This is a genomic window from Microvirga aerilata (assembly GCF_016743775.1).
Classification (GTDB): Bacteria; Pseudomonadota; Alphaproteobacteria; order Rhizobiales; family Beijerinckiaceae; genus Microvirga; species Microvirga aerilata.
Genome location: NZ_JAEQMY010000102.1, coordinates 1 through 13,061, shown reverse-complemented (window position 1 = coordinate 13,061; position 13,061 = coordinate 1). Strand labels below are relative to the sequence as shown.

General features: G+C 53.6%; 8 protein-coding genes. 1 reads left to right on the top strand and 7 read right to left on the bottom strand.

Features of this window, described 5'->3' with window-relative positions; all coding sequences use genetic code 11:
- Window positions 1-140 precede the first annotated feature (140 nt).
- The 5 genes from JKG68_RS27625 to JKG68_RS27605 form a co-directional block, all read right to left on the bottom strand.
- Complete coding sequence (locus JKG68_RS27625) at window positions 141-2,171, bottom strand: acyltransferase family protein (protein WP_202065159.1); 2,031 nt, start codon at window positions 2,169-2,171, stop codon at window positions 141-143.
- A gap of 132 nt (window positions 2,172-2,303) precedes the next feature.
- On the bottom strand, window positions 2,304-3,614 hold the full coding sequence (locus tag JKG68_RS27620) for an O-antigen ligase family protein (protein WP_202065157.1): 1,311 nt from the start codon (window positions 3,612-3,614) through the stop codon (window positions 2,304-2,306).
- 248 nt (window positions 3,615-3,862) lie between these two features.
- Window positions 3,863-4,978 (bottom strand): glycosyltransferase family 4 protein, encoded by a 1,116-nt coding sequence (locus JKG68_RS27615; protein WP_202065155.1) that lies wholly within the window; start codon window positions 4,976-4,978, stop codon window positions 3,863-3,865.
- A gap of 1 nt (window position 4,979) precedes the next feature.
- Window positions 4,980-6,452: an oligosaccharide flippase family protein gene (locus JKG68_RS27610; RefSeq protein ID WP_202065152.1), complete on the bottom strand. Its 1,473-nt coding sequence runs from the start codon at window positions 6,450-6,452 to the stop codon at window positions 4,980-4,982.
- Window positions 6,453-6,553: 101 nt separating this feature from the next.
- Complete coding sequence (locus JKG68_RS27605; RefSeq protein ID WP_202065146.1) at window positions 6,554-7,984, bottom strand: mannose-1-phosphate guanylyltransferase/mannose-6-phosphate isomerase; 1,431 nt, start codon at window positions 7,982-7,984, stop codon at window positions 6,554-6,556.
- Window positions 7,985-9,440: 1,456 nt separating this feature from the next.
- On the opposite strand from JKG68_RS27605, the gene JKG68_RS27600 reads away from it, so the two are divergent.
- On the top strand, window positions 9,441-11,888 hold the full coding sequence (locus JKG68_RS27600) for a family 16 glycosylhydrolase (RefSeq protein ID WP_202065145.1): 2,448 nt from the start codon (window positions 9,441-9,443) through the stop codon (window positions 11,886-11,888).
- 56 nt (window positions 11,889-11,944) lie between these two features.
- Here the strand turns inward: JKG68_RS27600 and JKG68_RS27595 are convergent, their stop codons facing one another.
- On the bottom strand, window positions 11,945-12,520 hold the full coding sequence (locus JKG68_RS27595; RefSeq protein ID WP_312891000.1) for an IS630 family transposase: 576 nt from the start codon (window positions 12,518-12,520) through the stop codon (window positions 11,945-11,947).
- A complete protein-coding gene (locus JKG68_RS27590) occupies window positions 12,484-12,906 on the bottom strand; it encodes a helix-turn-helix domain-containing protein (RefSeq protein ID WP_202065144.1) in 423 nt (140 codons plus the stop codon). Before JKG68_RS27590 ends, JKG68_RS27595 begins: the two co-directional genes overlap by 37 nt.
- Between the last annotated feature and the right edge of the window lie 155 nt (window positions 12,907-13,061).

Below are 13,061 nucleotides of genomic sequence, written 5' to 3'. Positions count from 1 at the left end.
AAACGATCTCCAAACAGAGGCCGTCAGTCTCGTCCCTCACACATGCAAACGTAAGGTGGGTCCAGAACACCGCTTACTTTCTTCCGATGAGACATGGGTTTAGAATTCACTGCCGCCCCAGCGCAGGATCATTGGGAGCACTAGCGTGCATAGCCTTCGATAAGGCGCCCAAGATCCATTTGTTGTCCAACGAGGCGAGACCCTTCTGGGCTGAGATGAGCTCCATCAGTGTAGAGCGCCGTCTCACCCAAGCGCGTCCGACAGATACCGCCGTTGCAGAGGAATTGGTCGAATGAAATAACTTCTACGACTCCCTGCTCCTCTATTCTGCGAAGGAAGCTAAGGATTGGCTTCCTTTTTTCCTCATACTCCACGCGGGTGAAACCGCAGTCTGGAGGCGAGATCGTGGGTAGGCCTGAACTGACCCGCCGCCAGCAGCGTCCGATATCAAAGTTTGATGCCGGGGGCGGAGCAACCAGAACGATACGCATCCCAAGCTTGTGCACGGCATCTACCGTTTTGGCTATGCTCTCCTGCAAAGCTTCGATGCTGGCTTGCTGTTGCTGAAGACCAGCTGGCGTCTGTACCAAGGTCTGCCAGTGAATGGCTTCAGCTTCAGGCACATATTGGGAGAAGGCGCTGGACAGAACCACTATGCTTATTTCCGGATGCGCGGCTAGATAATCAATCACGGACTGATTAAACTGCATGCAGTCTGTAGCCCAAGACTGCTTATATTGTGCGCCGTTCATTGGTGCTAATCCAAGGAAAGGCCCGCAGACCGGCTTCGTGGCCTGGAGTACGCCATCGGCATTGGTCGCGACAATTCCATTGACCAAGTGCATAGCGAATGAGTCGCCCCACACCAAGGTTTTAGGCTGAGCACTGCTCTGGCAGGCCGCTTTGGCGAAGAATTGGTTTCCGAACGAGCATTCGGCACTCAAGCCGACATTTGCCTGAAAATTATGGTTCGGTGGCGTGGAAGCGCGGCTCCACCATACCGCAAGACCGGTAGCAAAGACCGGGATCATTACCAAAACACTTATAGTTCGTGCATGGAAGCTGAATTTGCGGAGCCGCTGCTCGATTAAATGGTACTGCGCCTCCATCCAGATCGCGCACACTACGAGCAGCAACCCTGTCACGATCCCGGGAATTGCTCCGGCATACATGTTGTTTGCGAAAGCAAAGACCGGCCAATGCACGAGGTACAGCGAATATGAACGGTCCCCAATCCGCGCCAGTGGTGTAAGCGGCCCAGCAGACCCGCCAGACGAGGGCGACAAGATGAGCGCGGCGGTCGCAAAACAAGTAAGTGTCGCAGCTAGTCCCGGATGTCCTCTCTCATCGAAGAAAATGGGAACGAAGAGGAGGATAGCGATACAGCCCATCCAGAGGATCGAGCCAGGCTGAGGACCCTTGATTCCTCGGCGCGCCCATAGAGCAATAATTGATCCTATTCCGAGTTCCCAGGCGCGAAATGGCAGGAAGTAGAATGCGGCTGATGGACTGCGTTGCACGAAGTAGGCGCAAAGAGCGCCGCTGATGAGTACGAGCACAGTTGCCAAGATCAGGCGAAACCGCGCCGGGCAAAATAACAATAAGATCGGCAGCACGATATAATATTGTTCTTCGACGGAAAGGGACCAAAGATGAAGGAGCGGCTTCAGCCCTGCACTACTGTTGAAGTAGTCAACCTGTTGCCAAAGAACAAAGTTAATCGTGAATGTAAAAGCACCTGCAGCCTGCGCTACAAGGTTCTTAAATTCAAGGGGGTCGAGCAGAAAGACCGCCGCAAGAAGCGTAACAATGATGGTTGAGTATGCTGCGGGGAAAAGGCGCCTGATCCGTCGAGCATAGAACTCCTTGAAGCTAAACTGGCCGGCATCGAGCGCATCGACAATGAGCCCGGTCATGAGGTAGCCGGAGATGACAAAGAATATGTCTACTCCGAGAAAGCCGCCTGGGAGGAACGGGAACCTCGCATGCTCGATCACAACGATGAGAACGGCGAGCCCGCGCAGAATCTGGATGTCCTCACGCCATGTCAACTTGGTGTGAGTTCCACCAGTAGCTACTTTGTTCAGCAGCAGCTCTTGAGCCGGGTGTCCCTTATGCTCTGCAGCACTGACATTCTGACCAGAGGATGAGTCGGATTTTGGCTTTGTCATTATTGCAAGCTATGTTCACCCGGCTAGGGCCTGTGACGCTGGTATTAACTTATAACTGTAACGGCGCTGCGATTCAGCAATGACCCTAGTAGGGTACACCTCTAAACATCTTGCGGAAGAGCGGTCGTGCCGCTAGCTCCCGCGACTCGGCGGCTGTGCCACCCCTATTAGTGCGGCGGTCAGCGCCAAGAACACCTGAACAATGGTGTCCCTATCGAGCAGGGTGGACTCCGTCATGTTATGTCCAGCCGCGAACAGCAACAGAGCAATCAGAAGAGCTCCATCACGACGTATGATTGTGTAGCTTGTTAGAAGCCTCAGCAGGGGCGAGATAAAAAGAGCACACACTGCTAAAACAAGGCCAGGTAGCCCTATCTGCACAAGCATATCCAAGTAACCGTTATGTCCCTGTCCGAGCCTTACAACCCAGCCTGTACCGTATTGGTAAATGGGACTTTCGGGGCCAATGTTCCAGAAGGAGCCATAGCCAGATCCTAAGAGCCAGTTGTCGCTCCAGTAGGCAATCAGTACTGGCCAGATCTGTCCTCGACCAGTCAGTGCGTCCGGTCGACTGAACGTTGCTACCAGGTTATCCCAGTACGCTACGATGCTCGATGTCAGGGCTACTGTTATGCCGGTCAAACCCGCCACCGCGACGTACCAATAGCGAGGGCTGTAGAAGGTATAAAGCCATCCAAGAGCTAAAGATGGAACAGTGAGGCGCAACGATGTTTTGGATCCTGAACGATAAAGAAAGTAGGCCGCTAAAGCTAGCACACCCCAGCGAACTGCAGAATTCATCTTGTCGGGGGCGAAGTAGTACAAGAGGATAGTTATTGCGCAGAGCGCACCTGCATGGTTCTTTTGAACCATTATTCCTCGCCAGCTCCCGACGAGATCGGGGTCTCCAATTTGGGCCGTCTGGTGAATGCCCAAACTAGGCGATGCGAAGACCGCAGCGTAGTTTGCCGCGAGGGTTAGAAGCAGCGCTATTTGAACTGCATAAATTGTTTTTTTAAACCCGATTTGCTGAACGAGCATGAAAATTGACCAGATCAGGATAGTCGTCAGCAGAACACGGCGCATAGAGACGCCGGAATTGACTGCCCAAAGCAAACTGAGCCAGCACCATCCCAAAGCCAATGTAAGACTCAGAGGCAGAGCCAGAAGCCGACCAGGATGCTGGAGGACCCGCGCCGCGGTAAGCGTGATAAAGAAAACACCGATGTAGCCAAGCTGGCGCATCAGGCTGCCTGATCCCGACTCAGAGACTGATCCCAGCGTTACACCCTCCATAGAGGCCGCGCCAACGGTGGTAAACGGCCCCAATATGACGAACCCAAGCAAGGTGTAGAGGGCGAAGACTGCTAAGCCCAAATGTGGCTTAGCCGAGGCTTGGATTGGGTCCGCCACTCTAAGGCTTTCAGCATATTGCCCTATCATGACCCAGCCTCTTACACTCTCAAGATTTTAATGGTGGAGTTTCATGCTACTTCTGTGCAAGCGCAATCCACACGTCGGACTCTAGCTTCAAAAATGGCAAGGGAAATTGCGGATAGTGTACTCTCCTCAAGCGCTGAAACAACCGTCCTCGAAGACCAAACATAACCTATCATGGCGAGGGGTGCGACCCTGATGCACCTTTGCGTCCCCGCCCTTGCATCATTGCCACTCACTACAACTGGGCATGATCATTTCCCCCTGTGAAGCGAGGCCAAGTTTCGGAAGGCTCCGTACACCCCCGTGGCAATCCTATCCCAATCGAGAAGCGTCTCGGAAGTTTGGCGAGCTCCCTCCCGCAGCTTGGATCTCAATTTGGGGTTTCCCACTAATCGCTTGATGGCATCTGCAAGTGACTGTGGGTTCCCGGGTTCGATTAGCAAGCCGTTAACGTCATGCTCGACAATGTCAACCAATCCTCCTGTCCTGCTCGCGATAACGTAACGGCCATTTGCAAAAGCTGCCGCGGCAACTCCACTTTGGGTCGCATTGATATAGGGTAGGAGCACGCAATCTGCCTCTTGTATAGCCTCAATGAGATCAACTGAAGGAATGAAGCCATTGCGGATTCGCACCTCAGGGAGGTGATCGAAACGGGGCATTAGGCGATCGAGTTCGGTCCCTTTTCCAGCTATGAGGAGTTCGAATTCGAGGCCCTCTTTGTGAAGCATCTCGGCTGCAGTGCAAATCACCTCCAAGCCTTTGTAAGCTTCCATTCTGCCAAAGAAGAGCAGCCGTAACGTGGAGTGTGGGGATCGTTGGGCATCGACTATTTTCGAAGAGGGCTTCAATATCAAACCATGCTCACTTAGCACGACAGTCTGACTGGCAGGAGGGCCGCTATTCTTGTACTCCGCAAGGCAAAATGCACCGTGAACGATCACAAGATTGGCGTTGCGCCGTACGTAGTTGCGAAACCGTGCGGTTCGGCGGGCTGCCTGCTCGTCACTGCCTGTATGGGGCGACGGATCGTGTACCGTCAGTGCAATATGTGAGACCGGCCTCATCATCCCGGCGATGAAGGCATTGAAGAAGCCGCGACGTGGTCCGACAGCTTCTTGGAAATGTACGATCGTGGGTCTTCTGCGGGCGATGAGATATGAGATCCTCCAAAGATCGATTAGGCTCTTAAAGCGGACGAGGTTGATTTCGAGGTTCTCGTGCCACGGTAGAGGGCGGTCTCCGTACTCCGCTTTCACCTGCCCTTCATCAACGCACACAGTCACTCGGCAGTGCTTCGCGAGACTATTGGCGTACTCAAGCGTGTACTCCGGAAAATGTGGGGCGAGTATCGCGACATGCATCATCTTACTGGCTCCCTGTCCGGAGTCTCAACAGCACCTTTTGCTTTTCCGCCTCTGTAGCGAAGATGCCAAAATAGATAACCGCAGCGCAGAGCGTATAGAGAAGGCATTCCAGAAGCAGAATGAGGAAAGAGCGGACTTCGAAATAGTTCCCGACAGTCTGGCAAAGGAAGGCTGCCGAAAGAAAGAAAAGGGGCGGAAGAAGATGCGCAAGCAGCAATGGGCTTTGCCGGATAACTCGTAAGACGTATATGCACCGTACGGTGTTGACGAGCGCGAACGAGATCAGAACGGAAAGTGCTGCTCCAACTTCAGAATATAGTGGAATCAGCAAGATCAGGAAGGCCAGGAGGACAACTGCACCGAGAAGCAAGATCGCCAGCTCGATGCGGTGCCTGCCCGTCATGGATAGGACATATCCGAAAGGCGCTAATGTCGCGCTGAGATACCATCCGGCCGCAAGCAGCGTCGTTAATGTCAACGAGAAGCGGAATTCCGACCCAAACAGGAGATCCAGATCAACCCCGAACACGGCTACGCCGGCGAACAGATAACCGCCGAGGATAGAAGCCAGCCTGACATAGCGCCGAAGCTCCGCGGCAATCATCTCCATGTCTCCAAGCTGATACAAATCCGCTATGCGTGGCCCGAGTGCTTGTGAAAGCGCTAGAGGGTAGATCGAGATGATCTGCGCAACGCTGCTCGCTGCAGTGTACTGGCCAGTCGCAGCGACGGACGCCAAGGCTCCTAAAAGTATAACATCTGCAAAACGCATCATCTGATAGACAGCTATCGACAATGCCATCCAGACAGATTCTGAAAGTATTTTTGAGATTTTTTTCCACAGATCCACCAGTGGAATAGCAGCGTAAGTGAAATTAGCTCTCTTATCCAGCCACACGATCGTCAGAAAAGTAGAAAATGCGGTAAGCGTTATATTCCAAATGATTGCGTCAACACCAAAATCGGCCTGGATCAGTGCGAATGTGAACAACATTCGTATCGTGGGCTGAGCGTAGTAGACAATGTACGTATAGGCTGTGATTCTTCCACTAATCCTATAGATTGCAGCCGTAATCTGCAGGTCGGCAGCAAAGGATATGCCTAGCAGGGTGATCGTGCAGTGATAGGCAAAGTTCTTTGTGTCTGGATAGAAGTTCTGCAGAATGTCGCCGAAGTACAGATAGGTTGAAACAACGATCAGGATGTTGGTCAACATAACAGCGGCGCGAAGCGTCGCGGTGATTGTACCTAACTCCCCTGGCCTGTCACGATAAAGGCTTGCATGTTTCAATAGCGCGAGATCGAGGCCGAGCGGCGTAATCAGAAGTATAATCGTCGACAGATTTTTGAGGATTGCTAGCTCGCCAAAGCCATCCGGGCCAAGTCCCCTTGCGAGAATGATGTTTGTCAGGAAGACCGCAACCTGCTGAGTCATAAACCCGCCAGAGACGATTAGCGCTTCACGAAACAGCATGGGAACCTTTCCCAGAGCAGGGGATCAGATTTCGACTAGGGTCAATTCGTCATACACGGCACCCATTCCGTCGGCGGTCAGATCTGTGTTCATCCAAATAGCTACTGGCGTTCATAGACATCCTCGATACGAACGATGTCGTCCTCTCCCAAATAGGGGCCTGATTGCACTTCGATCAGGTTTAGACAGAGGCGACCTGGATTTTCTAGGCGGTGTACGCATCCAAGCGGCAGGAACACCGACTCGTTTTCCCGCAGCAGGATCTTTTCCTGGTCGCGGGTTACCAATGCCGTGCCGTTGACCACAACCCAGTGCTCAGCCCGGTGAAAATGTTTCTGCAGTGAGAGCTTGCCTCCTGGATTGACAGTAATCCGTTTTACTTGGAAACGCTCGCCGTCATGGATGGACTCATAGAAGCCCCAAGGGCGGTAAACGCGCACGGTTTCGGTTGCTAGCTTACGGCCTTCCGCTCTCAATCTCTCAACGAGGCCTTTTACGTCCTGATCACGCTGTTTGGAGGCAATGAGAACAGCGTCCTTCGTCGCGACAACAACAATATCCTCAACGCCCAAGGCGGCAATCATCGGCCCCTCGCTGCGGAGGTAGGACATCTTTACATCCTCTGCGATGACATCGCCTAGAATAACATTGCCGCTGGCCTCTTTCGGGCTGATATCCCAGAGAGCCGACCAGCTGCCTACATCCGTCCAATCGAACTCCGCCGGTATGATAACGCTGCGCTGGGTCCTTTCCATGATAGCGTGGTCTATCGATATGGAACGGCAACGGGAAAATGCCTCAGCGTCGAGGCGCAGGAAGTCCATATCGTGGCGAGCTCTTGTGAACGCCTCTTGGGCACTGGTAAGTATGTCAGGCTCAAGGCGTTTGAATTCTGCAAGAAGTTCCCTTGCGGGCAGAAGAAAAATGCCACTGTTCCAGAGATACTTGTTCGAGCTGACATAACGCTCCGCTGTCTGCTGGTCAGGTTTCTCGACAAATGCTTCTACGGCGTGGACGCTAGGAATATCTGCATGTGGGTCGCCCATTTTGATATAGCCGTACCCCGTGGCGGGCTCTATCGGCTTCATACCGAACAGAACGAACTGTCCCTTCGTAGCCGCTCCAGCTCCCAAAGCGACGGCCTGACGAAATTTCTCTACGTCTCGAATAACGTGATCGGCCGGCATCAGCAGGATGAGCGCTTCAGGGTCCTGATGCAAGGCCACCATCATCGCGACTGCTGCAGCGGGAGCTGTGTTGCGTCCTTGTGGCTCTAGGATGATGCGAGCGTTACTAATGCCGATTGAACGCAGTTGCTCGGCGATGATGAAGCGATGCTCTTCATGGGCAATGATAAGAGGTGGGTCGAAATGTGTTGGGGCTAGAACGCGCGTTACCGTCTCCTGCAGCATTGTTTTATTGCTTGCGAGCGGCAGCAATTGCTTTGGGTAGGCCTCCCGCGATAGAGGCCATAGCCGTGTGCCCGTGCCTCCAGACAGAAGGATGGGAAGAATTCGACTGGCTTGAGACATGGTGGTGCACTAGCCTCCAAGCGATTGCCAATGGCAATCAAACAAATGCTAACTAGAAAGTTCTGTTCCAAATACTAGCGGACTTAACACTGGTGATAGGAGTTAGGCCTGTCACGGAAGGGTTCCACGGCATCGTTCCTATGCAAGCTCAGTCATACCTCCGATGAGTTACATCTGATCTCGACACTCTTACATGGTAAATGGGATTTATAGATACTTACTGTCGGAGGTTTCACGCAGCCGGAACGCAGGCATCAGCGTCGCAGTGTAGCCGGCGCAGAGCTTGGAGTGAGGCTCCATCCTGCTAAGACGCCGGTCCTGATTGGTTTGGCAAGGTACGGCAGCGTGCCTGAAGCAAGCCAGCGGACAAGAGGCTATAGAGGCCCACTCGAAGCTTTAGACCGCACTGATGCGGAACGCCCGTATCGCTTCTTACGTTAGCCGACGTGTGTGATGGCAACAGAAGAGCATGAAGGATGAGTGCCAATCTAGTTTTCGTGATTATTGAACAATCCATAATATACGCTGTATCGGAATATAGATTAGCAATCCGTAAATTTGCTTTGAGACCGACATCATAGTGCTAACTATTTTTGTTGGGGGATGACTAATGATCTCTACAGACAGGTATCGAAGCGAACGATACATTTCGGATTGTAACATGCATTGTTCTATGTTGGCAGATACAGTCTTTTGAGAAATCGTTCGGCAGGCGAAGTCACACCACAAACGCGCCGCTTCGTCGGCTGGGCAGCGAGTAGCCGCCTGCCCGCTTCTCCACCACACCATGCGCCTGGCAGAAGATCGCAATTCCCTTCAGGATAAGATCGTGTGCCATGATAATTTTTATACCCACTCCTGTCCTCATCCAATGATCTGCACCCATTGCCAGCGCGGGCGAGATAGAGCGCAGGACCATCAAGTGGACGCACCCTCGGTCGATCCGGCGATGGGCTCACCATCTCTGAGATGCTGAACTCACCGAGTTCGACTTCTCGTCCGATGCTCTAGCAGATGACGTTGAGGATCTCGCGCAGGTTCGCCGTGGGCTTGCGTCGGCGCTTGGCAGGTTGGTCAAAATGGGCCTGATCCGTTCCATTCCTCGTCAGTCAAATCGGACAGGTAGCGCCGCCGCTCAAAGGCCTTCTGGCGCTCGTGATGTTCTTTGGTCGACATCCGGATTACGTGAATCGACACTCTCCCAGTCCGACCCATTGCAACACCCTCAGGCAGGCACATAGGCCTTTCGATATAGGCTGTCTAGCTGCGTAGAGCTGGCCATAAATAACGGCTATATGTTAAGGCCGGAGAAAATTATAATATTTGCGATGCGCACTTGGCTATAAAGGAAATGTTTAACTGCTCAAGTGTGTAAAGTGTCAGGTTACGTCTGTCGTTAAAAGATAGATGGATTAAATAAAAATCGTTTCAAGGGTTGGGGCAGATGCAATCGTCTATGACGTTTTCTGAGGAATTTTCTAGTTTAGCTACTTTTGATGGCTACTCGGGTGTGTGGGATACTTCGAGGCCTTGGGCGCCCAATGGAGTTGCCGGCACTAACGGGGAGCTTCAGTGGTATGTCAATCCGAACCATGCACCAACGAGCTCGGCGAATCCTTATAGTATTTCAGATGGCGTGCTCCACATCACCGCCGCACCGGCGTCATCCGACCTGCTGCCAGCCTTGGAAGGGCAGACTTACACGTCCGGAATGTTAACGACATTCCACTCCTTCGCCCAGACGTACGGCTACTTTGAAATAAGGGCGCAGCTGCCTTCGGGCCAAGGTCTGTGGCCGGCATTCTGGCTGCTGCCGCTGGATGGGACGTGGCCTCCGGAGCTCGACGTCATGGAAATGTTGGGTCATGACACCACGACCTTGCATACAACCGTCCACAGCCAACTCACCGGCACAAAGCAAATTGACCTGAGCCATTACCAGACATCCGCTGCGATTGACGTTGCGGACATGAGCATAGGCTTCCACACATATGGGGTTAATTGGCAGCCGGATTACATCACTTGGTACTTCGATGGGCAAGAGGTGTTTCAGGTCGTAACTCCATCTGACATGCACAGGCCCATGTACCTTATCGCTAATCTGGCAGTAGGAGGAGAATGGCCGGGTAGCCCTGATGCGACAACTAAGTTTCCGGCCACGATGCAGATTGATTATATCCGAGCCTACACCGTAGTGCCGGGCGGATCTTGGAGCCCACCTCCTGCCCCCGTCTCGCAGGACACCTTGGTACTGCGGGTATCAGCCGATTTATATCAAGGTTCGCCGCATTTCCTTGTAACAGTAAATGGTCAGCAGGTCGGCAATATCCAAACGACCCATGCCGTTCACAACGCGGGCGAGTACCAAGACATTGTTATTCATGGAAACTTCGGCAGCGGTCCCCACGCTATCTCCATTCAGTACTATGACGATTTCTGGGGAGGCTCGTGGGAAGCTGACCGCAATCTCTACATCCATCACGTCAGCATGAATGGCCAAGCTTATTCAAGTTACTCCTTCACCAATAATGCTGGTATGTACGCTAACGATGTGACGAGCCTGTATTCAAACGGAACCGCGACTTTCCTCACCGAGGCTGCCGTTGCGAAAACCGAGTTCATCGGTGGGGACGGAGCCGACAGCTTCTACGACATAGGGACTGGCCATAAGGTCTATGCAGGGGCGGGCAACGATTACATCGAGGTCTGGGCTTCTCCGTCGCTGATCGATGGGGGGGAGGGCAACGATACCGTCTGTGTTCAGGCTACAATGGTCTTTGCCGAAGGATCGCTGAATGCAGTGGAGAACGTTCGAGTAGCGGACAGTGTCGCGGCAAATTTTTCCTCACTTGCTTCTGGTCTCACTATCTCTTCTTTGAGCGCGGTGGGTGGCGCCGTGACGATTTCTGGCACTCTGGGCAACGACAGCATCTCGGGAGGAGCTGATCGGGATACGCTGCTTGGAAACGTAGGAACTGATACTCTGGATGGCGGTATCGGAGATGATGTTCTTGCGGGTGGGAGTGACAAGGACATTCTGACAGGGGGATTAGGAGCCGATATTTTTGTGTTCGGTCGTGCCGACACCGCCAGTAATGACAAGGTAACGGACTTTTCTGCCGCACAAGGCGATAAACTCAGGCTCTTCGCCAATGACTACGGTTTGGCTATCGGACGTGGGCTTGAAAAAACGGGAGTGCTTAGTGCTGATTACTTCGAGGTGAGCAAGGCAGCAACGAAGAGCCATGCAGAATTTTATTTCAATTCTGCTACCAGAATCCTCTATTGGGATGCTGACGGCAAGGGTGGTGCCTCTGCTGCAGCAATCGCAAGCTTTGCGATTCCGAAAGGTGTTGAGGCCAGTGCATTCATCCAAGCAAAAGACTTGATGATACTGACGGCTGATTCTTCGACAGCCATCCCCTTGCCGACTGATGCACTCAACACTTTCGCGACAGGTAGCACGAACATTGCATTTTTTGGCGGTGCGCTTGACAGTAGCACCAAGGGCAACAGCAGCAGGAACATCATGAATAGTAAGTTCGGAAATGATGAGTTATCAGGAGGAGGAGACAAGGACGTATTCTTGTTCAACACTAAGCTGCATCGAAAGAATAACGTCGACAAGATCCTCGACTTCAGCGCAAAAGACGATAGTATTTGGTTAGATAACGCGATTTTTAGAAAGCTAGGAGCCGGCTCGCTGACAAAACCCAAACAGCTGAAGAAAGATTTCTTTTCCATTGGCTACAAGGCCAAAGACAAGAATGATTACGTCATCTATGACAATAAAAAAGGTGTTCTCTACTACGATGCTGATGGGTCAGGTAAGAGCAAGGCGACCGAGTTCGCAATCCTGGCCAAGAAGCTGAAGATGACTTACAAGGACTTTTTCATGGTATGAAATTCGATGGGTCGGAGAACTCTGGCCTAACAACATTCGTTGAAGCGCTTTTGGTTTCAGCGTAGAGCATAGCCGGCGTGCCTGATCCAGCCTTTGGCGTCTTTTGCGGTGATGGTGTCGAGAGCTGGTTTGAGTTCCGCCTCCAACGCTTCGAGAGTGCGTGGCGCTTTCGCCTTGAGCCGCTCCTTCACCTTGCCCCAGGCGGGCTCGATTGGATTGAACTCGGGCGAGTAGCGCGGCAGGTACAGCAGTCCAATCCCAGCCCGATCGAGCAAATCCCGCACTTCGGTGGCGCGATGCGGGCGCAGGTTGTCCATGACCAGAATGGCATCCGGCTTCACCTGCTGGAGCTTGGGCACCAACACCTGTTCAAGGTAGGCCAGCAGCACCGGCGTGGAGGTGGACGCCTCAATGCTCATGGTGGCGCTCAGGCCCTCACACGCCAGTGCTCCTAGAACCGTCAGCCGCTGCCAGGAGCCAAGGGGAATGGAGCCATAGGCGCGCTGCCCGCGCGGGGCTCTGGCATGAGTGCGGGCCATCTTGGTGGTAACGCCGCTCTCGTCGAGGAACACCAGGCGTTCCACAGGAAGCGCGCTCATCTGCTGGCGGTAAGCCGCACGCTCGGCGGCAATCTCGGGCCGCTCCTGCTCGGTCGCCCGAAGGGTCTTTTTTTGGGACGCAGCTTGAGCCGCTTGAGCGCCTCACAGATCACCGCCAGACACACCGTCACGCCGGTGCGCTCGGCCAGGCGCTCGCGGTACTCGCGCAGCAGCGCGTCGTTGTCTTCGAGCACGAGCTGGCGCAGCACCTCGAGAACTGCCGCATCCAGCCGCGAGGGCACGCCACCGCTGTGCGGCTTGGGGGCACGCCGGCCTTCCTCACGCTCTTGGCGGCGCCAGTTCGACACGGTGGCGGGACAGACCTGGAAGCGGCGGGCAATCTCAACCTGAGGAAGCTCGCCCCGCGCACAGGCAACCAGAACACGCTCACGCAGATCAGGAGAATAGGGCTGGGGCATGACTTGCCTCCCGGGCCATATCCCAGTTAACGCGCAACCCACCCGAATGGCTTCAAGCCCAGAGCAAAAGCGCTTTAGTACTACAGCCGGGCCTTGTGCGTTGTCTTAGACACGGAGGTGTCGCGCCATGACGCATGCAAGCGAGGCCCACCGCT

Bases quoted from the DNA above. Each gene is read 5' to 3' on its own strand.
- JKG68_RS27625 (WP_202065159.1), bottom strand. From the start codon at position 2,171: ATGACAAAGCCAAAATCCGACTCATCCTCTGGTCAGAATGTCAGTGCT.
- JKG68_RS27620 (WP_202065157.1), bottom strand. From the start codon at position 3,614: ATGATAGGGCAATATGCTGAAAGCCTTAGAGTGGCGGACCCAATCCAA.
- JKG68_RS27615 (WP_202065155.1), bottom strand. From the start codon at position 4,978: ATGATGCATGTCGCGATACTCGCCCCACATTTTCCGGAGTACACGCTT.
- JKG68_RS27610 (WP_202065152.1), bottom strand. From the start codon at position 6,452: ATGCTGTTTCGTGAAGCGCTAATCGTCTCTGGCGGGTTTATGACTCAG.
- JKG68_RS27605 (WP_202065146.1), bottom strand. From the start codon at position 7,984: ATGTCTCAAGCCAGTCGAATTCTTCCCATCCTTCTGTCTGGAGGCACG.
- JKG68_RS27600 (WP_202065145.1), top strand. From the start codon at position 9,441: ATGACGTTTTCTGAGGAATTTTCTAGTTTAGCTACTTTTGATGGCTAC.
- JKG68_RS27590 (WP_202065144.1), bottom strand. From the start codon at position 12,906: ATGCCCCAGCCCTATTCTCCTGATCTGCGTGAGCGTGTTCTGGTTGCC.